The sequence below is a fragment of the Brevibacterium ihuae genome, from assembly GCF_900184225.1.
In the GTDB taxonomy this organism is placed as follows: Bacteria; Actinomycetota; Actinomycetes; order Actinomycetales; family Brevibacteriaceae; genus Brevibacterium; species Brevibacterium ihuae.
In genome coordinates this window covers 1,402,563-1,427,915 of the sequence record NZ_FXWZ01000003.1, presented here as the reverse complement: position 1 = coordinate 1,427,915, position 25,353 = coordinate 1,402,563, and the positions used below count along the sequence as shown (strand labels likewise).

At 68.6% G+C, this 25,353-nt stretch carries 22 protein-coding genes and 2 pseudogenes; 11 read left to right on the top strand and 13 right to left on the bottom strand.

All coding sequences use genetic code 11. The annotated features are described in order from the left end of the window. Nucleotides 1-68: 68 nt before the first annotated feature. The 7 genes from C1A17_RS11690 to C1A17_RS11660 all read right to left on the bottom strand — a co-directional run bounded on the left by C1A17_RS11690 (nt 69) and on the right by C1A17_RS11660 (nt 6,844). On the bottom strand, nt 69-1,040 hold the full coding sequence (locus C1A17_RS11690; protein ID WP_101653137.1) for a PI-PLC domain-containing protein: 972 nt from the start codon (nt 1,038-1,040) through the stop codon (nt 69-71). Then, a complete protein-coding gene (gene galE / locus C1A17_RS11685) occupies nt 1,037-1,999 on the bottom strand; it encodes a UDP-glucose 4-epimerase GalE (protein WP_101653136.1) in 963 nt (320 codons plus the stop codon). The genes C1A17_RS11690 and galE overlap by 4 nt, the downstream gene beginning before the upstream one ends. Nucleotides 2,000-2,117: 118 nt before the next feature. Then, on the bottom strand, nt 2,118-3,197 hold the full coding sequence (locus tag C1A17_RS11680; RefSeq protein WP_101653135.1) for a glycosyltransferase family 2 protein: 1,080 nt from the start codon (nt 3,195-3,197) through the stop codon (nt 2,118-2,120). A 65-nt stretch (nt 3,198-3,262) separates the two neighbouring features. Beyond that, on the bottom strand, nt 3,263-4,021 hold the full coding sequence (locus C1A17_RS11675; protein WP_101653134.1) for an ABC transporter ATP-binding protein: 759 nt from the start codon (nt 4,019-4,021) through the stop codon (nt 3,263-3,265). Further along, entirely contained in the window at nt 4,005-4,853 is an 849-nt protein-coding gene (locus C1A17_RS11670; RefSeq protein ID WP_101653133.1) for an ABC transporter permease, read from the bottom strand. The genes C1A17_RS11675 and C1A17_RS11670 overlap by 17 nt, the downstream gene beginning before the upstream one ends. A gap of 43 nt (nt 4,854-4,896) precedes the next feature. Beyond that, entirely contained in the window at nt 4,897-6,294 is a 1,398-nt protein-coding gene (locus tag C1A17_RS11665; RefSeq protein ID WP_101653132.1) for an FAD-dependent oxidoreductase, read from the bottom strand. Between the two features lie 97 nt (nt 6,295-6,391). Beyond that, nucleotides 6,392-6,844, bottom strand: coding sequence for a response regulator transcription factor (locus C1A17_RS11660; RefSeq protein ID WP_101653671.1), 453 nt, complete (start codon nt 6,842-6,844; stop codon nt 6,392-6,394). Nucleotides 6,845-7,157: 313 nt separating this feature from the next. On the opposite strand from C1A17_RS11660, the gene C1A17_RS11655 reads away from it, so the two are divergent. The 4 genes and pseudogenes from C1A17_RS11655 to C1A17_RS11640 all read left to right on the top strand — a co-directional run bounded on the left by C1A17_RS11655 (nt 7,158) and on the right by C1A17_RS11640 (nt 11,900). Next, on the top strand, nt 7,158-8,300 hold the full coding sequence (locus C1A17_RS11655) for an ABC transporter permease (RefSeq protein WP_101653131.1): 1,143 nt from the start codon (nt 7,158-7,160) through the stop codon (nt 8,298-8,300). A gap of 10 nt (nt 8,301-8,310) precedes the next feature. Continuing rightward, nucleotides 8,311-9,036 (top strand): annotated as a pseudogene (locus C1A17_RS11650) (ABC transporter ATP-binding protein). Between the two features lie 525 nt (nt 9,037-9,561). Continuing rightward, on the top strand, nt 9,562-10,653 hold the full coding sequence (locus tag C1A17_RS11645; protein ID WP_101653130.1) for a carboxylate-amine ligase: 1,092 nt from the start codon (nt 9,562-9,564) through the stop codon (nt 10,651-10,653). Between the two features lie 113 nt (nt 10,654-10,766). After that, nucleotides 10,767-11,900: a YihY/virulence factor BrkB family protein gene (locus C1A17_RS11640; RefSeq protein WP_101653129.1), complete on the top strand. Its 1,134-nt coding sequence runs from the start codon at nt 10,767-10,769 to the stop codon at nt 11,898-11,900. 107 nt (nt 11,901-12,007) lie between these two features. On the opposite strand, the gene fbaA is transcribed toward C1A17_RS11640, so the two are convergent. Next, a complete protein-coding gene (fbaA, locus tag C1A17_RS11635) occupies nt 12,008-13,030 on the bottom strand; it encodes a class II fructose-bisphosphate aldolase (protein ID WP_101653128.1) in 1,023 nt (340 codons plus the stop codon). A gap of 208 nt (nt 13,031-13,238) precedes the next feature. Further along, entirely contained in the window at nt 13,239-15,224 is a 1,986-nt protein-coding gene (locus tag C1A17_RS11630) for a BCCT family transporter (protein WP_425427306.1), read from the bottom strand. 129 nt (nt 15,225-15,353) lie between these two features. Between C1A17_RS11630 and C1A17_RS11625 the strand changes: the two genes are divergently transcribed. Both C1A17_RS11625 and C1A17_RS14265 read left to right on the top strand, forming a co-directional pair. Then, nucleotides 15,354-16,673 carry an MFS transporter gene (locus C1A17_RS11625; protein WP_101653126.1) on the top strand — a complete coding sequence of 440 codons (1,320 nt, stop codon included), beginning with the start codon at nt 15,354-15,356 and terminating at the stop codon, nt 16,671-16,673. A 234-nt stretch (nt 16,674-16,907) separates the two neighbouring features. Beyond that, on the top strand, nt 16,908-17,063 hold the full coding sequence (locus C1A17_RS14265; RefSeq protein ID WP_180953319.1) for a hypothetical protein: 156 nt from the start codon (nt 16,908-16,910) through the stop codon (nt 17,061-17,063). A gap of 162 nt (nt 17,064-17,225) precedes the next feature. On the opposite strand, the gene C1A17_RS11620 is transcribed toward C1A17_RS14265, so the two are convergent. Next, nucleotides 17,226-17,996, bottom strand: coding sequence for a hypothetical protein (locus C1A17_RS11620; protein ID WP_101653125.1), 771 nt, complete (start codon nt 17,994-17,996; stop codon nt 17,226-17,228). After that, nucleotides 17,993-18,634, bottom strand: coding sequence for a hypothetical protein (locus tag C1A17_RS11615; protein WP_101653124.1), 642 nt, complete (start codon nt 18,632-18,634; stop codon nt 17,993-17,995). Before C1A17_RS11615 ends, C1A17_RS11620 begins: the two co-directional genes overlap by 4 nt. 457 nt (nt 18,635-19,091) lie before the next feature. Here C1A17_RS11615 and C1A17_RS14260 point away from each other — a divergent pair, with 457 nt between their 5' ends. Then, a complete protein-coding gene (locus C1A17_RS14260) occupies nt 19,092-19,232 on the top strand; it encodes a hypothetical protein (RefSeq protein WP_180953318.1) in 141 nt (46 codons plus the stop codon). Nucleotides 19,233-19,267: 35 nt separating this feature from the next. Here the strand turns inward: C1A17_RS14260 and C1A17_RS11610 are convergent, their stop codons facing one another. After that, nucleotides 19,268-21,256, bottom strand: coding sequence for an ATP-dependent DNA helicase (locus tag C1A17_RS11610; protein WP_245873722.1), 1,989 nt, complete (start codon nt 21,254-21,256; stop codon nt 19,268-19,270). Between C1A17_RS11610 and C1A17_RS11605 the strand changes: the two genes are divergently transcribed. The 4 genes and pseudogenes from C1A17_RS11605 (at nt 21,255) to C1A17_RS14835 (ending at nt 23,834) form a co-directional block, all read left to right on the top strand. Next, on the top strand, nt 21,255-21,554 hold the full coding sequence (locus C1A17_RS11605; RefSeq protein WP_180953317.1) for a transposase: 300 nt from the start codon (nt 21,255-21,257) through the stop codon (nt 21,552-21,554). The genes C1A17_RS11610 and C1A17_RS11605 overlap by 2 nt on opposite strands. A 196-nt stretch (nt 21,555-21,750) precedes the next feature. Beyond that, entirely contained in the window at nt 21,751-22,851 is a 1,101-nt protein-coding gene (locus C1A17_RS11600) for an IS110 family RNA-guided transposase (protein ID WP_101653121.1), read from the top strand. Nucleotides 22,852-22,900: 49 nt separating this feature from the next. Next, nucleotides 22,901-23,665, top strand: a pseudogene (locus C1A17_RS11595) (IS3 family transposase); the annotation flags it as partial. Nucleotides 23,666-23,702: 37 nt separating this feature from the next. Next, nucleotides 23,703-23,834: an integrase core domain-containing protein gene (locus C1A17_RS14835; RefSeq protein WP_101653119.1), complete on the top strand. Its 132-nt coding sequence runs from the start codon at nt 23,703-23,705 to the stop codon at nt 23,832-23,834. 20 nt (nt 23,835-23,854) lie between these two features. On the opposite strand, the gene C1A17_RS11585 is transcribed toward C1A17_RS14835, so the two are convergent. Continuing rightward, entirely contained in the window at nt 23,855-25,306 is a 1,452-nt protein-coding gene (locus C1A17_RS11585; protein ID WP_101653118.1) for a recombinase family protein, read from the bottom strand. Between the last annotated feature and the right edge of the window lie 47 nt (nt 25,307-25,353).

Sequence of the window (25,353 nt, the reverse complement as noted above, 5' to 3'; positions counted from 1 at the left end):
CCTGTGGGTGTGCGACGGGTGGCCGCAGCGAGCGGCTGCGGCATCCCCGCCGGTCGGGGTTCGGGTGGTCAGTCGGTCCGCACGTTCGAGGGCTGGATAGCGAACGGGTTCGCGGCCAGCGCTCCGAAGGCGCCGCGCTCCGCGAGGTCCGCGAGGGCGTCCTCGGATTCCACGCCGGTCACCCAGACGCGAACATCGGAGCCGAGCCAGTCGTCGAGCGCAGGATCGTCCGCGGGCAGCGCGGCCATGGTGATTCCGGCGGCGAGCAGCTCCTCGGGCGAGGTCCCGGACGGGTCGCCCGAGTAGAGAGCGGTGGCATCGCGGCCGACGGCGGCCTCGAGGACGCCGAGGTCGGAGGACCGCACGATCACCCCGTCCGTCCGGCCTGCCTCCTGCACGGGGTCGAGGACAGCGGGAACGTGGTCGGCGACGACGATCTCGGGCATGAGCACCGTCTCGTCACCGAACTCCTCGAGCGCGTCCTCCCAGGTGATCGGCGTGCCCTCACGGGTGGTCTCCGCAGACTCGGCCCCGCCGCCGTTCCCGGCGTCGTCGAATGCGGTGAGCGGTGCGGGGCGGACCCGCGCGTCGGCGAAGGTCGCGGCGTCGACCTCGGCGAGCGGGCGATCGAGGCCGAGCTCCTCGTGACCGGTCTCCGGATCGGCGACGACGATCGTGCCGTCGGACAGGGCGGCGATATCGACCGCGGGCAGGTAGCCGAACTTGACGTTCTCCGTGATCGCCTCGGCGGAGTTCGCGGGATAGATCCCCTCGCCGGCGCCGAGAGCTCCGACGACCGGGCTCTCGAGCGCATCGACGGTGAGCGGCTCCGGCTGGCGGACCACGCTGACGACGACGAGCGCGATGACGGCGAGGAGCGCGAGCGCCCCGGCGATGAGCGGGGCGGGGAACCGGCGAGCGCCGGCCGCCTCATCGGTCGACTGCGGATCCGCCGGGACGCTTCCCGCCGGCTGCCGCCCAGCAGGGTCGGCAGGGTGGTCCCGATGGCGCCGACGGCCGCTCTTCCGCTGGGCGCTCACGGGCGCATCCCCTCCGGCACTGCGGAGTCGGCGATGTCGGCGAGCCCGTAGCTCGCCCGCCAACCGAGCACCTCGTTGATGGCGCTGACGTCGGCGACGAGCTGCGGCGGGTCGCCCGCACGGCGAGCGGCGATCTCCGGGGTGAGGTGACGGCCGAGGGCGCGCGACATCGCATCGATGACCTCGAGGACCGAGGCGCCCCGCCCGGTGCCGACGTTGAACACGGACTCCGCGATCTCCCCGGCCCCGAGGTGGTCGAGGGCGGCGATGTGGGCGTCGGCGAGATCGGCGACGTGGACGTAGTCGCGGACGCAGGTGCCGTCCGGAGTGGGGTAGTCGTCGCCGAACACGATCGGCGCCTTCCCGGCGGCCACCCGGTCGAGGATGATCGGCACGAGGTTCATCACCGCCGTGTCGGCGAGGTCCGGCCAGCCCGCTCCGGCGACGTTGAAGTACCGGAGCTTGATGGCCTTGAGCCCGTGGCGCGCGGCGTTGTCGATCATCCACTCCCCCACGAGCTTCGTCTGGCCGTAGGGATTGATGGGGCGGCACTCGGTCTTCTCGCTGAGCAGGCCGCTGTCGGGCATGCCGTAGACCGCCGCGGAGGACGAGAACACCATGGTGTCCACTCCCGTCGCTTCCATCGCGCCGAGGAGGTTCGCCAGCCCGTCGACGTTGTTGCGGTAGTACCAGAGCGGGCGCTCGACGGATTCGCCCACCTGCTTCTTCGCCGCGAAGTGGATGACCGAGGTGACGTCGTGCTCCTCCATGACCGCGCGCAGCCGGGATTCGGCGTCCGGGGCGGACAGGTCGAGCTCGACGAGGACGGCGTTCGGCACCCGCGCGGGAATCCCATTGGAGAGGTCGTCGACGACGACCACCTGTTCGCCGCGCTCCTCGAGGAGGCGGACGACATGGGAGCCGATGTACCCGGCTCCGCCGGTGACCAGAGTGCTCATGTGCGCGTGCGCCTTTCATCCGTGGAGGTGGTGCGCGGTCGTGGGGGCCGCGCCCAGGTGGTGCCGCAGGTCCTGCCTTCGAGGATAGTCGCCGGGTCGGACACCGCGCCCGTGACCCTCAGCGGCTGCGGTCGGCTGCGGATCCCGCCCCGGCGAGCAGTCCGCGCAGGAACCCCGCGCCCCAGCTCAGATGCATCGTGGGCAGAACGAGCGCGAACCACGCCCGCTCCCGCCTGCCGCAGTCCTCGGCCCGGCCGGCCGCGGTGACGATGCCTGCGACGTAGGCGAGGCTCGGCACGTGGACGAGCGAGGTGAAGCGGCGGAGGAACCGCGGCCAGGTCCGTGTCGAGCCGGAGAGCTGGAGCAGGGCCTCGACGACCGAGGCGGCCACGCCGAGCACCAGGAGGGGCGGCGCGAAGTAGCGCCACGAGTTCTTGGTGCCGTGGCGGCGGATGAGCTCCGCCCGCCAGATCCCCGTGGCGTGGAACTGCTGGGCGATCTTCTTCCACGTGGTCCGTGGCCAGTACGTGACCTCGAGGCGCGGGTCGAACCACACGAGCCCGCCGGCCTCGCGGATGCGGAGGTTGAGCTCCCAGTCCTGCCCGCGGCGCAGCGAGGGATCGAAGCCGCCGAGGTGATCGAACACCTCCCGGCGGAACACACCGAGGTAGGCGGATTCGGACTCCTGCGGCTGGTCACCGGTGTGGTACGCCGGGCCGCCGAGCCCGATCCGGGACATGTAGGCGCGCGCGACGGCCTTCTGGAACGGGGTGCGGCCGCGGGCGAGCATGAGGCCGCCGCAGTTCGCCGCTCCGGTGTCGCGGAGCACCTCGATCGCGGTGTCGGTGTAGTCGCCGGTGAGCTCCGAGTGGGCATCGACGCGGACGACGACGGGATGCGCGGTGGCCCCGACGGCGAGGTTGAGGCTCGCGGGCGTGTCACCGGCCGGGTTGTGGACGACCCGGATGCGGGGGTCCGTGCCGGCGAGCGTGGTGACGATCGACGTCGTCTCATCGGTGGACGGGCCTAGGGCGACGACGATCTCCTTGTCGCCCGTGTACTCCTGATCGAGGATCGTCGTGATCGCCGCGGAGATGTGCTCGGCCTCGTTGAGCACCGGCATGATGTACGAGACTCCGGGCTGAGCCGGGAGCGGGGGCAGTGCGTCCGCGCTGAGCGGCTGGGATCGTCTGGGCACGGATCGATTCTCCCACAGCGCAGATGAGGGGCATCTGAGACGGATCTCAGATGCCCCTCATGCGATCACCGGTGCTTCTCATACTGCTTGACGACCGAGTCGGTGTCCCCGTCGGCGCGCAGCTCGCCCTTCTCGATCCAGATCGTCCGGTTGCACGTATCCCGGATCGATCGCATCGAGTGCGAGACGAGGAACACCGTGCCGGCGCGCTCGCGGATGTCGCGGATGCGCTTCTCGCTCTTCTTCTGGAAGTCGCGGTCGCCTACGCTCAGCGCCTCGTCGACGATAAGGATCTCGTGCTGCTTGGCGGTCGCGATCGCGAACTTGAGCCGCGCGGACATGCCCGAGGAGTACGTCCGCATGGGCATGTCGATGAATTCCTTGAGTCCGGTGAACTCGACGATCTCGTCGTACTGCGCCTCGATCTCGGCCCGCTCCATCCCCATCGCCAGACCGCCGAGGATGATGTTGTTGCCCCCGGACAGGTCCGGGATGAGCGCGGCACCGACACCGAGCAGGTTGGGCCGCGACTTCGCGTAGACCGCGCCGCGGGTGGCCGGGGTGAGCCCGGTGATCGTGCGCATGAGAGTGGACTTGCCCGAGCCGTTCGTGCCGATGACGCCGATCGACTCGTTCGCGTTCGCGACGAAGGACACACCCTTGAGCGCGTGGACCGTGCGCATGGTCCGGCCGCGCTGGAGCAGACCGCTCGTCACGCTCGGCTTGAGGCGCTTGCCGGTGGCCAGGGTGCGGAACTCGACATGGACCTCGTCGCAGATGACGACGGGCTGGCCCTCGGCCGGCTTCTCAGTGCTCTCGGCCATAGCGCTCCTCCGCCTTCCAGAAGAACACGGCGCCGACCACCGGGACGACGACCGCCCAGATCGCGAGCTTCCACCAGTAGTCCCACGGGATCGAGTACTCGTCGAGCAGGATGCCGCGCGCGATCGCGAGCACCTCGTTGAGCGGATGCCAGGCGTAGATCGCCTGGAGGGTGGGATAGGGCTCGAGCACGGTCCGCGGGTCGAAGAACACGCCCGAGGTGTAGAAGATCAGGCGGGAGATGAACGGCACGAACTGGCTGAGGTCGCGCACGTGCACGGTGAGCCGGGCGAAGATCAGCGCCACTCCCTGATTGAACAGGTAGAACAGCGCGATGAGCGGGATGAAGAGGAACCAGTACAGGTTCGGCCGGGCGCCCCAGAGCATGGTGAGGACGAACATCAGCAGCAGCGTCGGCATGAAGTTGAGGAGGTTCTGGAGCACCGTGGCGATCGGCAGCACCATCCGGGGGAACGGCAGCGACTGCACGAGCGCGGTGTTGCTGATGATCGACTTCGCCCCGCCGTTCATCGAGGTGTTGAAGAACTCGAGGAAGAACACGCCGATGATGAGGAAGGGGACGAAGTTCTCCGGCCGCTGCCCGGCGAGGATGAGGCCGAACACGAGCCCGTAGACCATCGCGGAGAAGATCGGTCGGAGCACCACCCACAGCATGCCCAGGCGGTTGCGCTCGTTCTCGCTCTGGATCCGGTACTTGGCCAGGGAGAACGTGAAATCCCGCCGGTGCCAGACCTCGGCGAGGTAGGCGAAGAACGATGGCCGGGCGCCGACCCGCTCGAGCGAGTTCACGGCGGCCAGTTCGGACATGCTCATAGACAGCTGAACACTCTCCAACGGGGACGGTGACCCGCCAAGTCTACGCGATCGGAGGCCTGCGACCGGGCAGGCGCGAGGCGGCGACGAGGTCGAACCCGGGAGCGCTCACCTGAGCCCGGGTGGGTACGGTGCCGGACGCGAGGAGCCGGCGGGCCGCGAGGTGCGGCTTGGGCGGCCCCAGGGTCTCGACGCCGACGAGCGGGGCGTCATCGGCCGCCGAGGCGAACAGTGCCACCTGCCCGCGCCCGGTGCTCAGGTCGCCGAGGACGACGGGCTCGCCCTGGCTCGCCTCGGCGGACAGGCCTGCAGTGAAGACGCGCACTGGGCCCTGGAAGCTCCAGTGCCAGGGGAGGTCGCTCCAGGCGGCGGTCGGCGCGGAGTGGCCCGGCTCCACGTGTTCGGAGGGGCCTGGCTCGGCGGGGCCCGGTGATTCGGCGTGGGTCGATGCGGCACCCAGGAACCGACCGAGCCACTCCCCCTGCGAGGCGGCCACCGGTTCGGATTCCTGGGGGCCGTAGGCCGCCATCGGGCCGTGCGCCACCTGCCCGCAGTCGCCGATCGCGTAGACCGCCCCCAGCGGGGCGCCGCCCGCAGCGAGGACCCGGAGGTGGGCGTCGGTGAGGAGCGCGCCCGTGCTCGTGCGCTGGACGCCACGGCCGGCGAAGTCCGTGGCGGCCTGCGCTCCGACGGCCGTGATCCAGAAGTCGCGGGCGACGTAGTCGACCGGTGTGGAGTGCGGGACGAAGCGGACGCCGGCGGATTCATGGAGCGCCATGACGGCGTCGCTCAGCGGTGCGCTGAGCCGGGGCATCGGGCGCGGCCCGTTGAGGTGCACGGTCGCCGTATGGCCGGCGTCCACCGCACCGCGGGCGAGCTCGAGCGCGAGGAAGCCGGAGCCGATGATGCCGATGTCCACGGGGGTGTCCTGGGCGGAACCGGAGCGGAGCGCCGCGAGGTGCTCGCGGATCGCCTGTGCGTCGGCGGCGGAGTGCAGAGTGAAGGCGGGGCCGCCGGGCAGGTCGATGTCGAGGATCCGGGCGGCGGATCCGGTGGCGATGACGATGGCGGAGCCGTGGACCCACTCCCCGGTGTCGAGCCGGACAGAGCGGGTGTCGAGGTCGAGCTCGACGGCTGCGCCCTGAAGAAGTACGACGCTCGAGCCGCTGGACACGGCATGGCCCGGAACGGAGTCTGCGGCGGCCGGGTCCACACTGTGCACGGTGAGCGTCAACGATTCCGCGAAGAGCGCCTTCGACAGCGGCGGCAGCTCGACGCCGGGCGAACCGTCGGGGGAGAGGACGACGACCGGTGCGCCCTTGCGGGCAAGTGCACCGGCCACCCGAGACCCGGCCTCACCTGCGCCGACGACGAGCACCGCACCGCCGACGGAGTCAGGGTGCAGGCCCGGAACGGCAGCGGAGCGGGATTCATCGCACATGGCACACCGACACTACCTGAGTTGGCCTCGCCGATCGTGACCGCGGTGCCTCTCCCCGCCCGTCGCGATCCGACGCCGACCTCGTCGCGACGACCGCTCAGATCACGCGCTCGTCGCGGGCCCGTTCGATCGCCTGGGTCCGATTGTCCGCTCCGAGCTTGTCGAAGATGTGCACGAGGTGGGTCTTGACTGTCGCCTCGGAGATGAACAGCCGGCGCGCCAGCTGGCGGTTGGTGGCACCGCCGGAGAGGAGTTCGAGGATCTCGATCTCGCGCGGGGTCAGGGCTTTCGCAGGGGAGGCGATCCGCTTCATCATCTGTGCGATGACGGACGGAGAGAGCACCGATCTCCCGGCCGCCGCGTCCTCCACGGCACGGGCGACTTCATCGGCCGGGCAGTCCTTGAGCAGGTAGCCGATGGCGCCGAATTCCTCGAGGCGCAGCAGCGCCTCCTCGCCCGTGCCGGCCTCGACCGCCACCGTCATGGTCTCGCGCCCGTCCACCAGGGCGCACAGACCTGCGCGCACGACGGGATGGTCATCGACGATCATCACCTGTACCCGCGGCACTGTGCCTCCCACCGGTGGATCGTGCGACGACGACGCTCGACGACCGATCTCCGCAGGGCCCGTCGCCCGTCTCTTCCGCGCGTCCGCACCCACCGGACCCGACGCGCCGAGCCGCCGATCCGCCGGCTCACCGCAGATGATACCTGCTGCCGCTCCGGATGAAGTCAACCGATCGGATGATCTCCACGTCGTCCGGATGATCCCTGCGGTTCAACCGGTGGGGCGATCCGCGCCCGCGTCCCCTCCACCATGATAAATGGACACCCGACATTCCTACCGACCTCGGAGAGCAGACATGTACCTGGCCTTCCGCGATATCGTCTTCGCGAAGGGGCGCTTCGCCCTGATCGGCGGCGTGGTCGCACTCATCACCCTGCTGCTCGTGCTGCTCACCGGTCTGACCGACGGACTGGGCCGGCAGAACACCTCGGCCCTGGAGAACCTCGGCGCGTCGCATATCGTCTTCGCCGCCCCGGACGACGACGGCGACGAGCCGTCGTTCACTGAGTCGGTCATCACAGCCGATGAGCTGCGGGCATGGAATGACGCAGCGAGCGGTCCGCGGGCTGAGCGCCTCGGTGTCACCCAGACCCGGGCCGAGGCCGCCGGCACCGGGGGCGGCTCGAACGGGCCGGCCGCTTCCGTCGCGGTGATGGGCCTGGAGACCGGCACCGCCCTGGCTCCCTCCCTGGAATCCATCGATGGCCGGACCCACCCGCTTGCAGGACAGGCCGTACTCAGCGAGGAAGCCGCGGCGGATCTCGCTGTTTCGCTCGGTGACACCATTCACCTGTCCTCGACAGAGCTCGACGTGGTCGGGATCGTCGGGGACGAATACTACAGTCACCTTCCGGTGGCGTGGACACCGATCGACGACTTCGCCGGCATCGCACATCTGGGCGATGGGCTCGAGGCGACAGCCCTCGCGATCCCGGCCGACCGCATCGCCGACTCGGCGGGTCCGCCCACCGAGGACACTCTCGCGTCGGCCGACGCGGCCGCCGGGACAGTGTCGAAGGACACCCGCACGGCCTTCTCCGCGCTGCCCGCCTACCAGTCCGAGCGCGTTTCGCTCCTCATGATGCAGGCATTCCTCTACGGCATCTCCGCCCTCGTCGTGGTGTCCTTCCTCACCGTGTGGACCATCCAGCGCACCCGGGATCTCGCCGTCCTCCGCGCATTGGGTTCCTCCCGCGGTTACCTCGTGCGGGACTCCATGACCCAGGCCGCCTTCGTCGTGCTCCTCGGAGCTGCGGCCGGAGGCGCAGCCGGCGCCGCCGGAGGAGCGGCGGTCGGCTCCGCAGTGCCGTTCGCGCTGACGCCGATGACCTTCCTCACGCCGGTGCTCGGCGTATTCGTCCTCGGTCTGATCGGGGCTGCACTGGCCACCCGGCGCGTGACCCGGATCGATCCCCTGCTCGCTCTCGGAGGGAACTGACCATGCACTCATCGACCCCTCCCCCGCACCCCACCGATCCGCTCCCGCGCTCCGGCTCGAGAACGTCAGCCTCGTCTACCCCGATTGCGTGGACGAGAACGGCGCACCCCGCACCATCCGCGCCCTGGACGCCGTCGATCTCTCCGCCGAGCCGGGAACCGTCACTGCTCTCGTGGGACCGTCGGGATCCGGCAAGTCCTCGCTCCTGGCCGTCGCGTCGACCCTCATCGGTCCGAGTTCGGGATCGATGCGCCTGGCAGGTCGCGAGCTCACCGGACTGCCGGAGAAGGACCGCGCGATGCTGCGGAGAACGCAGATCGGCACGATCTTCCAGCAGCCCAACCTGCTCCCGTAACTCACCGCGCACGACCAGCTCGTGCTCACTGAGCATCTGCGCGGGGCCCGGGGCCGGCAGCTGGCCCGTGCCGGCCAGCGGGCGCACGAGCTCCTCGAGGTCGTCGGTCTGGCCTCCGCCGCCGACCGGCGACCGCATCAGCTGTCCGGTGGTCAACGGCAACGGGTGAACGTCGCGCGAGCTCTCATGGGACGGCCGAAGGTCATGCTGGTCGACGAACCCACGTCTGCGCTCGATCACGACCGCTCGAGACCCATCATCGACCTCATCGTGGCGACGACCCGGCAGTTCGACACCGCAACGGTCGTCGTCACCCACGATACCGAGTTCGTACCTCTGGCCGACACAGCCTTGACGATCCGCGACGGCCGCCTGGTCTGACCTGTTCCCGGACCCGTGATCCGAGAGCTGCCGGTCGGGTCGAATCCCGCCCGGTGCGCAGAACCGATCACCGCGCGGAAAAAATCTCACGAAGTCCCGCATCCGGTCGGGGTTCGGCGAACTGGCACGATAGTTGGGGAGGCAGTGATGAGTGGAAGCGGAATCCCGCGCAGGCAGCCGCACCTCCGCCGGGAATGCGTGCGACGGTGTTGGGCCGCCTCGACGACCGGCGGCAGGACGCGCGCCGACAGCGTTCGACCGGGTGCCCGTCTGATCGACGTTCACGATCACCGTCGAGCCCGAGGGCGGGTCGGCGGCGCCGACCACGGATCCGATCGTGGCCATCCCGACCGGCTGATCCGCCGAATCGCCGCAGTGCACCGGCGGCATCGCCCGGCCGGCGCTCATTGCCGAACCGGCGTCCGCGTAATAGGTTGCTTCTACCCGAGGTGCTGGGCGCCCGCTCGGCGAGGGCCGCTGCGACTCGCATCGGCACCTCGGCCCTTCGACGACGAGGCGGCGGCCATGACGACATTCGGCATCGAGGAGGAGTACCTCCTCATCGATCGGGACACCGGACTGCCGGCCTCCCCCTCCCCCGAGCAGACGCGCACGCTCCACGCGCTCGAGGTCGCCGGCGGGAGCGCGACCGCCGAATGGTTCACCTGCCAGCTCGAGTACAACTCCCCCGTGCACACCGAGACCGGCCCGGCACTGTCCAAACTGCTCGGTTTCCGCCGCGCACTCGCCGCGACCGCGGACCGCATGGGGTTCGCTGTCGCGGCCCTGGGGACCGCACCGGACCACCCGCGCTCACCCTCCGAGGTGAGTCCCGGGGCTCATTACTCGGCCGTCGCCGAGCTCGCCCCGCGCTTCGCCGTCGACCATCATGTCAACGGCCTGCACGTCCACGTGGGTCTGGCCGACATCGCCACCGGCGTCCGGGCCCTCAACGGGTTGCGCCCCTGGCTGCCGGTGCTGGTCGCGCTCGGAGCGAACTCTCCCGTGTGGCAGGGCGCGGACACCGGGTTCGCGAGCTGGCGGACCATCCACTACCGGCGCTGGCTGGTCAACGGCATACCGCCGCGCTTCCACGACCTCGCTGACTACGAATCCCGCGTCGCCGCCCTCGTCGCACTCGACGCGGTCCCCGACCGCAACTGCCTGGGGTGGATCGTGCGGCTCTCCCCGCGCTACGGCACGCTCGAGATCCGCGCGTCCGATGCCCAGCTGCGGGCGGGGCAGACTGTTGCGCTCGCGAGCCTCGCCCGGGCCCTCGTGGTGATGTCCCTCGCAGCTCCCCTGCCCGGGGACCCGCCTCCGGAGCTGCTCGACACCGCGTGCTGGCAGGCGGCCCGGTTCGGGCTGTCCGGCACCCTGCTGGATCCGGTGAGCGGGACGCAGCAGCCTGCTGAGGCCGTGGTGCTCGGGCTGCTGCAGCGGGCACGTCCGCACTTCTCGGACGATGCGGATCGGGAGTGCGCGGAAGCCGGCATCGCGCGGTTGCTCGGCCAGGGCTCCGGGGCGGCGCGGCAGCGGCGCGCGCTCGGAGCGGGCGGGCTCCCGGGTCTGCTCGACTTCGCCGCCGCCGAGCTCACCGCTGCCGATGGGGAGTGAACCCCGCACCGCCATCTGCCACACCCCGGGGCTTCGCACCCGGGCCGCGGAATCTTCTCTATAATCAAGGTGCCTTGACTATTGAGACCATATTCTGCACCAGGGGGCAGACGATGAGCGAGACTCGATCCGCAGATCACCCGGCGGATGCTCCGCATCCCGAGGACGACCGGAAGCCCGACGATCCGACCGACCTCACGAAACCGTCGTGGAAGTACGTGCTCCGGACGACCATCCGCGAGTTCTCCGCCGACGGCTGCACGGACGTGGCCGCAGGGCTCACCTACCGCACCGTCTTCTCCGTGTTCCCTGGCCTCATCGCCCTGGTCTCGATCCTCAGCCTGTTCGGGCAGAGCGGGCAGACCGTCACCGCCGTCCTCGACCAGGTGCAGGGCGTGGTGCCGGGGGACACCTGGAACAGCGTGCGTCCCCCGCTCGAGTCGGTGCTCACCGCGCCGGCGCCCGGCCTCGGCCTGATCATCGGTCTGCTCGTCGCACTGTGGTCGGCCTCGGGGTATGTGAAGGCCTTCGGCCGCGCGATGAATACCATCTACGACGTGCCCGAGGGGCGTGGAGGCATCAAGCTCACCCTGCAGATGTACCTGCTCACGGCGCTCATCCTGGTGCTCGGTGCTGTCGCGCTGATGATCTTCGTGCTGTCCGGCCCGGTCGCCGAAGGAGTGGGCGATCTGATCGGCCTGGGTTCCGCCGCGGTGGGTGTGTGGAACGTGGCCAAGTGGTTCGTCCTGGCGTTCATCGTCGTCTTCGTCGTGGCGCTGCTGTACTACGCCACGCCGAATGTGCAGCAGCCGAAGTTCCGGTGGGTCAGCTTCGGTGCGCTGATCGCCATCCTCGTCTCCGTGCTCGCGACACTCGGGTTCTTCTTCTACGTGTCGAACTTCGGCAACTACAACGCGACCTACGGCGCGCTGGCCGGCGTCATCATCCTGCTGCTGTGGATCTACATCATCAATGCGATCCTGCTGTTCGGCGCAGAGGTCGACGCCGAGCTCGAGCGCGGACGCGAGCTGCAGGCCGGGATCCCCGCAGAGGTGGACCTGCAGCTGCCGCCGCGCGACACCGCTGCCAGCGACAAGAAGGCCAAGAAGTTCGACGAGGATGTGCGCCGTGCCCGCAGCCTGCGGGTGACCGCGGGCGGCACGCAGGAGCACCCCGTTGCAGCCGAGAGCGAGGAGACGGCTGCCGGAGAATCCTCCGTAACCTCGGAGGACGACCCGCGGCGGTGAGCAGCGCGGGGATGCCCCGCAGCGGGTGAGGCCCGCTCGGTGCGGGCCCGGGCGGGATGTGCTCCCGGCCCGGGCCCTCGCGTCCGATCACGGGCGGACGCCCTCGCTCACTTCAGGCGGTTGCCCGCCGAGCCGAGGTTCTGACACGCCTCGACGATGCGTTCGGCCATGCCCGCCTCGGCGGACTTGCCCCACGCCCGCGGATCGTACTGCTTCTTGTTGCCGACTTCGCCGTCGATCTTGAGCACGCCGTCGTAGTTCCGGAGCATGTGCTCGACGACGGGACGGGTGAAGGCGTACTGGGTGTCGGTGTCGATGTTCATCTTCACCACGCCGTGGCCCACCGCCGCGGCGATCTCCTCGGCCGTCGAGCCGGAGCCGCCGTGGAACACGAGGTCGAACGGCTTCTCCTTGCCGACCTCCGCGCCGACGGCGCTCTGGATCTCACCGAGGAGCTCGGGGCGGAGCTTGACGTTGCCCGGTTTGTAGACGCCGTGGACGTTGCCGAAGGTCAGGGCGGTGAGGTAGCGGCCCTTCTCCCCCGTGCCGAGCGCGCGGGCAGTGGCGAGTCCGTCCTCGGCGGTGGTGTAGAGCTTGTCGTTGATCGCGTTCTCGACGCCGTCCTCCTCGCCGCCGACGACGCCGATCTCGACCTCGAGCAGGGTGTTCGCCTTCGCCGACAGCGCGAGGAGCTCCTCGGCGATCTGCAGGTTCTCGTCGAGCGGCACGGCCGAGCCGTCCCACATGTGGGAGCCGAACAGCGGCTGCTCGCCGTTCCTCACCCGCTCGGTCGAGATCTCGAGCAGCGGCTTGACCCAGTGCTCGACGGCGTCCTTGGGCGCGTGGTCGGTGTGGAGGACGATGTTGACGTCGTAGCTCTTGGCGACCTCCTGGGCGAATACCGCGAAGGCCACGGCGCCGCGCACGCGGTCCTTGATCGTCGGGCCGGAGATGTACTCCGCGCCGCCGGTGGAGATCTGGATGATGCCGTCGGACTCGGCCTCGGCGAATCCGCGGATCGCGGCGTTGATCGTCTGGGAGGAGGTGCAGTTGACGGCGGGATAGGCGAAGCCGCCGGACTTGGCGCGGTCGAGAAGCTCGCTGTAGACCTCAGCAGTTGCAATGGGCATGTCGTCTCCTTGTTCCACCGGTGCCGCTCTCGGGATCGGCGGCGTACGGGTCCTGCTCCCGATGTTTTCACGTCAGACCGGCCGGTGCCAGTCATCGCGCGCACCCCGCTCGCGGGTCCCGGGAACCCGCGGCCGAGGCGCCCGCCCGGTTCCTCACCGAGCGGGCGCCTCGGGCCCGGGTCACCTGGGCCGGTTCACCCGGCCCGGGTCACTCGGGCGGCGGCACCGCGCGCTCGGCGCGCTCGGTTCCGCCGCCGGCTGCCCGCCGACCCCGGGTGAACGGACCGGTCGTGCGCGAGAGCCGGTAGTCGATCCGGTCATCGACGCGCGAGTCGACCTGGCGGCCGAAGGCGTCGTCGAAGTCCTCGGCGAGCTTGCCGCTGAGCATGGCGTAGCGCTCCTCGCGCTCGCGACGCTCGCGCAGGCCCTGATCGACCCGCAGGCTGCGGAAGGTGGCGACGCACATGAGGAGCATGACGACGCTGAACGGCAGCGCGGTGGCCAGCGCGGCGGCCTGGAGCGCCTGGAGCCCGCCGGCGATGAGCAGACCGATCGCGATCGCACCCTCGAGGAGGGCGAACATCACCCGCGACCACGTGGGCGGGTTCGGGTGTCCGCCGGAGGCGAGCATGTCGACGACGAGCGAGCCGGAGTCCGAGGAGGTGATGAAGAAGATCGCGACGAGGATGATCGCGGCCACCGACAGGATGGCGCCCAGCGGAAGTCCGGTGAGGACGTCGAACAGGGCGGCCTCGGCGACGACGCCGGCCTCCGGGTCGACGAGGTCGCCGGCGCCGAAGATCTGCCGGTACAGGCCGGCACCGCCCATGACCGCGAACCAGAAGAATCCGACGATCGTCGGCACGAGGAGGACGCCGGCGATGAATTCGCGCACCGTACGGCCGCGCGAGATCCGGGCGATGAACACGCCGACGAACGGCGCCCAGGAGATCCACCAGCCCCAGTAGAAGATCGTCCACGACGAGGCCCAGGTGGCGCCCTCTTCGCCGGTGTAGGCACCGGCGTCGAACGACATCTGGAACACGTTGGCGAGGTAGGCGCCGAGCGACTCGATGAAGTTCTGGAACAGGAAGAGCGTGGGTCCGAGGAGGAGCACGGAGATGAGGAGCGCGCCGGCGAGGCTGAGGTTGATGTTCGACAGCCAGCGGATGCCCTTGCCCAGTCCGGACACCACGGAGAGCGTGGCGAGGAGGGTGATGACGACGATGAGGATGACGAGGAGCACGGTGTCCGCGGTCTCGACGAGGCCGAGCGAGGACATGCCCGACGCGATCTGCTGCACCCCGAGTCCGAGCGAGGTCGCCACGCCGAACACGGTGCCGAAGATCGCGAGGATGTCGACGACGTCGCCCACCCAGCCCTTGACGCGGTCGCCGAACACCGGTTCGAGCGCCCAGCGGATGGAGATCGGGCGGCCGCGGCGATGGACCGCGTAGGCGAGCGCGAGGCCGACCACGGCGTAGATCGCCCAGGGGTGGAGGCCCCAGTGGACGAAGGTCTGCGCCATCGCCAGGCGCGCGAGCTCCGCCTCGTCCCCGGTCCAGCCGGGCTTGGGATCCGAGGTGGCGTAGGTCAGCGGCTCGCCGACGCCGTAGAACACGAGGCCGATCCCCATGCCGGCGGAGAAGAGCATCGCGAACCAGGACAGCAGGCCGAACTCGGGCTTCTCGTCGTCGTCGCCGAGTCGGATCCGGCCGAACTTCGAGAGCGCGATGCCCACTGCGAAGACGATGAAGCCGGTGATGATGAGCATGTAGTACCAACCGAGGTTCGTCACGATCCAGCCCTGCACCGCCTGGAGGACGGTGTCGGTGGGGCCGGGGGCGACGATCGCGATGACCGCGACGGCGAGGATGACGAGCATCGACGGCCAGAACACCGCCGGGGCGACGTTCCCGCGGCCCAGGCGCACGCCCTGGCGCTTGAGCTTCTCGGTGATCTGCTCGTCGGTGTCGTCGTCGGCGATCCTGCTGTGCTCGCCGCGCTCGGGAACGAGCGGGTCGGCGGCATCCGCGGCGCCGTCGTCCTCGCGCCGTCGGTCGGTCAGCAGCGTCCGACCGGAGTCGGCTCCCTCACCGCCGGCGGTGCCGTCCGGCACGTGCTGCCCTGCGGCCCCGGTCGCGGGGCTCGTCTCGTCGCGCGCGCCCTCGGGGTGGTCATCGGCTTCGGTCACATCGTCTCCTGGTTCTCGACTGCATCGGTTCCGTATGCCGCCGACCCTACTCGGGGAATTCACAGGATTCATCCTGCGGCCGCCTGCCGCGACCCGATCGTGACCTATCGCACGGCTAGAGTGCCCGGTATGGAAATCGTCGCCCCGGAACGCCCTGCTCCCCGTCGCACGGTGATCTCCTGGGCGCTCTGGGACTGGGGCGGCTCGGCCTACAGCGCGGTCGTCGTCACCTTCGTGTTCGCTCCGTACCTCACCTCCGGCGTCGCCGCCGACGAGACCTCCGGCAGCGCCGCGCTCGGTTGGACGACGGGAATCGCCGGCATCGTCGTCGCCCTCCTCGCCCCGGCCGTGGGCACCCGGGCGGACTCGAGCGGCCGCCACCGGCTGTGGCTCGGTGTCAACACCGCCCTCGTCGTCGGCTGCGTGCTCGGGATGTTCTTCATCGAGGACTCCCCCGGGTACCTGTGGCCGGGACTCCTCCTCCTCGGCCTCGCCGGGATCTTCTACGAGCTCGCCGAGGTGTTCTACAACGCGATGCTCACCCGCATCTCCACCCCGTCCACGGCCGGGCGGATCTCCGGGCTGGGCTGGGGGCTCGGGTACTTCGGCGGACTCGCGCTCCTCGTCATCCTCCTGTTCACCGTGATCCAGCCGGAGGTCGGGCTGTTCGGCGCCACCGACGAGGACGGTCTGCGCTACCGCATCGTGGCCGCCGCCTCCGGCGTGTGGTTCGCGGTGTTCGCGGTCCCGCTCCTCCTCTTCGCCCCGCGCGATGCGCGGCCGGGATCCGCTGAGCGCAGCGAACCGGCCGGCGTCGTGCGCCGGTGGGCGGCGGACTTCCGACGGGTCGTCGCCCGGATCGTCGACCTGTTCCGCACCGACCGCGAGACCCTCAAGTTCTTCCTCGCCTCGGCGGTGTTCCGTGACGGCCTCACCACGATCTTCGCCTTCGCCGGAGTCATCGCCGCCGGGTCCTACGAGTTCTCCGACGCGGAGATCATCTACCTCGGGGTGGCGGCGAACCTCGTCGCCGGCATCGGCGCGGTGTCCGCCGGGTTCTTCGACGACCGGTTCGGGCCGCGCGCGGTGATCATCGTCGGCCTCGTGTGCCTCATCGCCGGGTCGGTGCCGATCATCGTGAGCGACAGCCCCGCGGTGTTCTGGATCGCGGCGATGTGGCTGTGCCTCTTCGTCGGTCCGGTGCAGGCGGCGTCGCGCTCGTTCCTCAGCCGCATCACCGCACCGGAGCGGGCCGGGGAGAACTTCGGGCTCTACGCGACGACGGGACGCGCCGTGAGCTTCATCGGCCCCTTCATGTTCTCGACGTTCATCACGCTGCTCGGCTTCCAGCGGGCCGGCGCGATCGGGATCGCCCTCGTCCTCCTCGCCGGCCTCGTCCTGTTCCTCTTCGTCCGCACCCCGGCCGAGGTCCGGGCCGAGGACGGCTGAGCGCGAGACGGGCCATCGACCTGCCGTTTCTGCTCGATCCCACCATCGACCTGCCCTTTGTGCTCGATATTCGCGCCGAATCTCGAGCATGAGTGACAGCTCAATGCGGGAATCGAGCATGAGTGACAGCTCGACGCGGGTCAAGAGCGACCGCCGGGCGACGCACCTGGGGCGCGGGCCGGCACCGTGCGCCGCGCCCTTGACTTCGCTCCCGGACAGATGCTCAATGGCCCCATGACCTCTTCCGGAGCGGCACTCGACATGGAGGGGGTGACGAAGCGCTTCGGCACCGTCACCGCCGTCGACTCGCTGAGCTGGCAGGTGCCCGCTGGAGCAGTCGTCGGACTCATCGGCCCCAACGGAGCGGGCAATACCACGTGCAGTTTCTGACCCTATTAATCGGAGGTGGCTGCGGGTGCTGCGATGAACGTGTCGAGCGCGTAGATCGAGTCCGGCCTCCCCAGCGCCGGACCGCCGCAGATAGTGATCTAGAACGGCGGGAGCCTACGAGAGGGTCGGTATAACCATGCGTCATGGGCTCCGGGGAACCACCTACTGTGGTTCGAGCAACTTGCGCTGCTCGACGTCCCGTTCGCCGAGGCTAGTCAGAACGTGGCGGTCACCGTTGAGGTGGATCAGATCCTTGGCGTCCAGCGTGTCCAGGGTGCGCTTCAGGTTGGCTCGCATCGCTGCCCTCGCCCAGGATTGCAACTCGGTGAAAGTTGCACCCTCGGCACCGCGCCAGTAGAGCAAGGCGAGCATGTGGTCCGATGCCTTCAACTGCTTCAGCACGCGCGGGAAGCCGTCGAAGACCTGGATCAGCGGGACGTCCTTCGACACCAGGTCGACAATGATCCCGTGTGCCTCGGTGGCGGACACGTTGTGGTGGAGGCGCACAAGTTCGGCGAGCACCCACTCCATATTCCGAACGACCATCGTGGCGTCCTGTTGGTTCGGGTCGATGCCGTCGCCAAGGTGCGCCACGTCCCGCTTGTTCCGCACGTCGTAGATCAGACGGAGCGTGCGCGGGATGTGGAAGCGTACGCTTTCAGGCGCAGCCGTAGCCTGCTCTAACTTGCCCATCAGAGTCGGGACCTTGGGCAGGTTGCCGCCGAGCGGCGTGTACTGCTGCGTCGTCGCCCACTCGAGGATCCGGAACACGGCTTCTGAGAAGCGAGCGCCCTCGATTTCGGAGGGCCGCAGGTCGTCCCGGTAGAACCGCCGCTTCGTTTCGGCGAACGCCTCCAGCAGTTCCTTCACCAGTTCCGCGGGAATGCCCGCTGCGATGAAGCCCTGCTGGACGCGAACGTCGAGCGCGGTCACGACTCGCCCAGGACGCTGTCCACGAACGCGGGGAACCCGTTGATGCCACCTGACTTCGCCCGGATGTGGCGGTTGGTGCCGCTACCGATGATGAGGTAGCCGCTCAATACCTTGACCTGCGCCGAGAAGTTCGCCGAGTCGTAGCACTTGAGCCGTTGGGCCTCAGCCCGCACCAGTTCCAGCGACGTCTCGTTCTCGTCAAGACCGAAGCCGCGCACGATGGTGAGGATCTGCGCGATCGCCCGCGTCTTGTCGGCGTTGTTCTTGCCCAACTTGATGCCGGGGAGGCTGACCTTCAGGACCCCGTCGTCGAGGTGAACCAGTTCTTCCAGCTTTTCGCGGGAGACGCCCGTGTGCTGCTCGACCTTGTCGAGGATCGTGCTCTCAGCCTCGGTGATCTTGGACCCGTCGCCGTTGGAGCCCCCGCCGCTCGCGCCGCTCCCGGTGGACCCGCTCGTCGCGCCAGACTTCCCCGACTGGCCAGACGTACGCGGTGCGGCGGCAGGCGCAGCCGCACCTCCCTGAGTAGGGACGAGCAATCGCACCGCTTCGCGGAACGCAACTCCCTGAATATTCTCGGGCAGACCGGCATCCTCGACGGCAGTCCACGCCTTCTTGAGCGTCTCGCTCACGTCCATGCAGCACTCCTAACACTTGTGGACTCTCGAGAGTACCTGCCGCGACGGGATATGGCAAGAAGGTCCGTGGCGTGGCGTTTCCATGCATGCGCGCATACGACGCACAGCCGCGCGAACACGATGGATAAAGGCCCAGGTCAGATGTGCATTAAAAGAACAAAGAAGGAACCACGATCGATGGATCCATGACGGCATGGCGACGAGACGAGTCCATGAACACGTAGGATCCGAGGTGCGACACACAGTTTCTGTGGCAGAACAGAGTAGAACTGGCGAGTTCATGCAGTGCTGAGCGACTGATCCATGAGGACCATGTCCTTGTCTGCTCGCGAGTGTGCACGGTTCCATTCGGGCGATAACGCAGCGAGCCCCGACTCAAGAGGTGAGCGGGGGTTCGGGCGGTGGCGCGCAGCGGTCCGGTGGGCGCCCGATCAGCACCTGCGTCTCATCTGGCGGTGTGCCCGTCAGATGGCACGGCAGGGCCGTCCGGCGCGACCGCACCCTGAGCGCGGCGTGGCAGCGGCTGCAGTACTGGGCGGGCAACATGAAGCACTACGACCTCGGTCAGCTTGCCACCGATACGGTGTACCACGCGTAGTACTACGAGAGGTCGGCCACTGGCGGCTCGCCTGATCAGAGGCCACGTGTCGGCCGCTCCCGGTGTGGGCTGTCGCGCTGCGGTTCGCGCTCGAACGGGTCGAGTTGGCGTGTCCGCTGCCCGGCCTGCTGCCGGGTCTGCTTCTGCTGAGCGCGGTTGGTCTCGATGCGCCGGGCGGCGTCGGTCAACGGGAGGCTGCGGAGTTCGTCGGCCTCGGCGCGGATCAGCGCGGCTCGTCGGTGAGCGTCGTCGGCGTTGCGGTGCGGGTTGACCGCGCGCATGCCGAACTGGTCGCGGCGGGCTTGCTCGGCCCCGAACTCGCCGAGCAGCAATGCCATGCGCTCACGCCGGTGTCGCTGCTGGGTCACCTTCTGATCGGCGTGTGCCGTCTCGACGGCGCGGCCGGCGTCACTCACGCGGGGATCACCCTCGGCTCGGCGCGCTGCTGCCTGCGCCGCCCAGGCAGGGAGCGCTTCGGGAGTGCGGGGCGGCTCGGCATCCCAGACGTAGCGGACCTGCGCCCGGACGGTGCGGGTCTGTTCGGTCGCGGTGTGGTGCTCGGCGCGGGCCTTGCGCCTGCCGAACCGCCCCACCGTCGCGAGGCGCGCGTTCGCGGCCGCCTCGGTCTCGATGGCGGCGAGGTAAGCCGCACCGTCCGTCTCGGCCTGCATGGTCAGCTGCGTAGCGACCTTGGCGCGGAGGCCCACCGCCTCGTCCTCTGCCCTGCGGAGTACGGCGGTGTCCTCGTCGTCCTCGGCTCGGTGCGCGGCGCGCTGGGCGTCGAGGCGCGCGGCGGCTTCCTCCCACCGCTCCGCCTGCCGGTGGGCACGCTCGGCTTCCTTGTCGAGTCTGGCGAGTTCGTCGCTGACGAGCCGAACAGGGCCATCCGCCACGAGGCCGCGCACGGCCTCAACGTCCTGGGCGGTGGCGTGGTCGAGACCGCGGTCGGCAGGGTCGCGTTGCATCGCGTCGATGAACTGCGCCCGAGCCTCCGCGAGGTTCCCCGCGACGACGTGGAGGCGGTTCTGCTCGCGGCCTCGGGTCATGCCGACATAGACACCTGCCGCGCTCGTCGCGTCCGACAACACCGTGTGCGAGGCATCGACGGTCGCGCCCTGCACGCCGTAGGCAGTCGCGGCATACGACAGGTGCGCGTGCTCGGCCACGTACTCACTCGGCAGAACCACCGTGCGTAGGTGCTTCCGCTCACTGCCGATCTCTCGCGCGTAGACGGTGCCCTCGTCGGTGACGCGTTGCGCGATCCACTGTTGCCGGTTCGCCACGCCAAGGTCGCTGCTGTTCTTCCTCGTCTGGATCAGATCACCAGCACCGATGCTCAGACCGTCGCTGCCAGTCGCCGTCGCGGTGTCGTCGACCTCCCCACGCTCGACACGACAGGCACGGATGCGCTCGTTCAACTCGGCGGACTCGTCGTTCGTGGCAACCGTGATCGCCTCGCCGTCGTGGGCGTGAGTTGTGATGTGCTCGCGGGCCGCATCATCGTCGGCGTGCAGAGTCACGAAGTTCATCGCGGCGAGGCGGTCGAACACGTCGCCGGGGTGCTCCCGGTCACGCATCGCCAACGTCAGTGCCGCGTACTCGGGGTCGATGAAGCGGTGGAGTTCGGTCATGTCATAGGTACGGCCCCTGATCTGCGCGGCCATGTCGAGTACCCCGCCACGACCCACAGCGGGCAACTGTGCCCGGTCGCCCACCAGCGCGACCGACGCGCCCGCCTCGGCGGTGACGGTCAGGAGTGCGTGGGCGGTGTCTTGGACGAGCATCCCGGCCTCATCCACGATCACCCGCACGCCCCGAGTAAGTACCGCATTGCGCGGCGGGCCGCTGTAGATACTGCCGGTGTCGGGGTCGAGGTCGCCGGGGGCGAGTCGTGTCCATACGCCGTCGTCGTTCCATCGCCACCCATGCGCGTAGACGAGTGCGGCGACCGAGGTCGCAGGCACACCGTGAATCGCCCCGGGGATAATGGAGGCAGGGAGATTGGAAGAAGGAGTTTCTCTCATGCCAGTGAAGTACACCGACGAGCTCAGGGCTCGTGCAGTAGAGCTCGTCATTCACGCTCAGGCCGATCCCGCGACTGCCAACGGCTCGATTACTCGGGTCGCGAAAGAGCTCGGGTTGAGTAAGGAGACCTTGCGCGTGTGGGTGCGGAAGCACAAGGAATCCGGCAGGATCACACCGTCGGAGTCTGTGGATCTGGAATCGGAGAACCGACGCTTGCGGGCGGAGCTGGCCGAAGCCAGGCGAGCGAACGAGATCCTGCGCAGAGCATCGGCTTTCTTCGCGTCAGTACCAGAATGAGGGTATCCCGGCGGGGCTGGCTCGTTTATTCGCTGCTTTCGTAGCTTGTCCGCGATGTGCCGTCTCTCCGGGACCCGCGGTGCTGGAAGTGGGCGTGGCCTGATAGGAGCCTGCTGGTTCGACTGCCCAACTGAGGCGTGCCCGTCCGCGTTCGGCACCGCAGCTCGCGCAGTACCGGACTGGGAAGGGGACTGTCATGACTGTCATCGGTATCGACGCTCACAAGGACTGGCACACGCTCGTCGCGGTGGACGAGGTGGGCCGGAGAATCAAGGAACTCACGGTCGAAGCACGTGCCGTGGGGCATCGAAAGATCTTGACCTGGTTGGAAGGCTTCGAGACCGTCACCGTCGCGGTCGAGGACTGCCGCCACCTGACACGTCGGCTCGAGGCTGACCTGCTCGAGGCCGGACATCGAGTCGTTCGCGTGCACACCAGGTTGATGGCTGGCATGAGGCGCAGCAGCCGGGAACGCGGCAAATCGGACCCTATTGATGCGGAAGCCGTGGCCCGGGTAGCACTTCGCGAAGAGGGCTTGCCGACCGCTGAGCTGCCGGGTACTTCCAGGGACATCAAGCTTCTGTCGGACCATCGCAGGACCCTTGTTGCACGGCGCACGGCGATGCAGTCCAAGGCTCGCTGGTTCCTCCACGAAATCGATCCTGAGCTGGAGATTCCCTCTCGTGCTCTGCGCCGGTACCACCTCCTGGACGAGCTGATCGAGTACCTGGCGACAGCTGACGGAGCGGTCGCCGAGATCGCTCGCGACCTGCTGGTCGATATTCGCGAGCTGACCGTCAGGATCAACACGCTCGAGAGCCGCCTGAGCCGGCTGGTGCGGGCCAGTCATCCCTCACTGGTGGCCGTCCCGGGCATGGGAACCCTGGGCGCAGCGATGATCATTGGCGAGACAGCGGGGATCGCCAGGTTCCGCTCCCGCGATGCCTACGCGAGATTCAACGGGACCGCGCCGATCCCAGTCTGGTCAGGCAACAAGGTCCGCGTTCGACTCTCGCGTGGAGGGAACCGCACGATCAATACCGCCCTGCACATGGCTGCTCTCACTCAGATCCGGATGGGTGCGGAAGGCGCCACCTACTATGACAAGCTCATTGCCGCCGGCAAGACGCGCAAAGAGGCGCTGCGGCTCCTACGACGTCGACTCTCGGATCGCGTCTACGCCGCGCAGAGGGCCGACCTGGCCCCTGTCACCCAGACGCCCGAGGGTGGTGCTCCATTGGAGGGGCCGTCGACGATCGAACATCCTGCGTCGTTGATGCCGCTCATGGCCGCCTGAGCGATCCAACTTGACATAGGAGCATCGCGGAGCTCGACCGCCCATCAAGGTGATCGTCGACTTCATCGACGAGAATCGTGACGAGTTCGGAGTCGAGCCGATCGTGCGGGTCCTGCGCGGGACTGCTGCACGGATCGCTGTGAGCTCGTACTACGCGTACAAACTGCGCCGGCCCTCGGCCCGGGCTATTCGGGACTGCGATCTCATGGTCGTCATCCGGGACATCTACGAAGCGAACTACTCCTGCTATGGAGTGCGCAAGATGTGGAAAGCGATCAACCGTGATCACGCCGACCGGTTCGGGCCGGTGGCCCGCTGCACGGTCGAGCGTTTGATGCGCCAACTGGGCATCGATGGGGTGCGGCGCAAACGCAAACGTCCCAAGACGGCATCGGCCAGAGCCGAGGAGTGCCCGGAGGACCTCGTCGAGCGGGAGTTCACCGCGCCTGCACCGAACTGCTTATGGGTGGCCGATATCACCTATGTGCCGACGCGCTCGGGGTGGGTGTACACGACGTTCATCCTCGATGTGTTCCATCGCGAGATCGTCGGCTGGCAGGTGACGAACCATATGCGTGAATCCCTGGCCCGGGACGCGCTCACGATGGCTCTGGCGGCGAAGTACCGGGCCGGGCACGATGTATCCGGGCTCGTTCACCACTCGGATCGCGGAGTCCAGTTCCGCTCGATTCGCTATGGCGAGACGCTGGCCGAGTCTGCGATCGTGGCATCAGTGGGTTCGCGGGGCGATTCCTTCGATAACGTGATGGCCGAGGCGCTGAACTCGGTGTACAAGGCCGAACTGATCGACCGGCGGGAGTGGTCGGGAGTGGTCGGGAGTGATCGAAGTGATGGCCGAGACGTCGAAGTGGGTGGCTTGGTACAACCACGTCCGACTGCATTCGGCGCTGCACTACCGGCCGCCGATCGAGGCGCATTCTGATTGGATCAAACAGCAGACCACTACAGGCGTGGCCGCATAGGAAACCAAGAAAAGAAGCCTCTACCAAACCCAGGGCTTGACACCCGGTTCTGCGGGCTTGACGACGAGCGTGTCCACCAGGGCGGCGATGATCGCTCGCTTCTGCGGGATCGACCACTCCTGATCCCAGGCGTGCCGCAGCGCGGTTTCGTCGCCGATGGGTATGCCTTTCAACGCCGAGGACTTCGCGTTGCGCCCGAGGACGAGTTCGGCGTTGCTGATCGTCGCGGTGGCGGCGGTCTTCGCCGCGTGTAGCTCCGTGCGGGAGAGCAGCCCGGCTCCGTAGTCGCGGGCCATGTCCTCCATGCGCTGCCTCGCGGCGGTGATCTGCTCCATCGCCGCAAACACTCCCGCATCTTGACCCGGCGCGGTGGCGGGCATTGTGGTCGCGGCCAGGCGCGCGATCATGGCCTCGCTCACCAGTGTCTCGATGCCGTGGGCGGACACGACGAGTCCGCCCCGCTCGGGCCTTCCGGGGAGTGGCAGGCAGCGGTAGAAGCGTCGCTTCCCGATGGAGGTCTCGCCCCGGTGGAGACCCGAGGAGACGAGGGTGTTGCCGCACTTGGCGCAGGTGATCAGCCCAGCGAGGAGGCTCTTGGAGGAGCGGCCCACGCGCCGGTCGGGGTGGTTGAAGACCGCCCGGATACGCATCGTCTCTTCGGGGGTGATGATCGCCTCCCAGTTCCCCGGTCCGAGGATCGCCCGGTCCCGCCGCTCCCACGTCGCTGTCGTCTTGGAGGCCGGTTCGTAGGCCCGTTGCCCGGAGATGCGTGCCGAGCACAGGATCGAGCCGACGGTGCTCTCGTGCCACACGTTCAACCGGCTCTTCCCCTTCGACGGCGGTGTCGGGCCGTCGTCGCGGTTGAGCCACCTGGTGATCTGCCGCACCGACTGGCCCGCGAGGAACCGGTCGGCCATCTCCCGGATGACCGCTGCTTCCTCGGGGATGAGGACGCCGCCGATGCCGTACCCGTACTTCGGCCCGCCGTGCCAGTCACCACGTTCGGCCTTCTGCTGATTCGCCCGGCGGATGCGGTCGGCCTTGTGCCCGGACTCGTAAGAGGCGATCGCGACGAGCTGCCGGGCCATCAACCTGCCCTCGTGGGTGTTCAGGCCGAACGCGCCGCCCTTGACGGTCTCGATGCGGATCGGGTGGGCTTCCACGAGGTCGATGAGGTCTTCCAGCTCGCGGGGGCGACGGTAGAGACGATCCACATGCCACGCCACGATCCGCGACGGCCCCAGCTTCACCCGCTCCAACAAGTCGAGGTAGCCGGCGCGCTTCTTGCCCGAGTAGGCCGAGATGTCGTTGTCCATGAAGATCGCCGGATCGGTGATCCCGAGCCGAGCGCACATGTCCAGGCAGTCCTGCCGCTGCCGCTCGACCCCGGCCTCCGCACCGGTACGATCCTCACTGATGCGCAGGTACACCACCACCTGCTCCACGCCGTTGCTTGCTGTTGTGCCGTCCATGACGACCTCCCTTGTTGCCTGGTAGGTACGCCGGTCAAACCCGACAC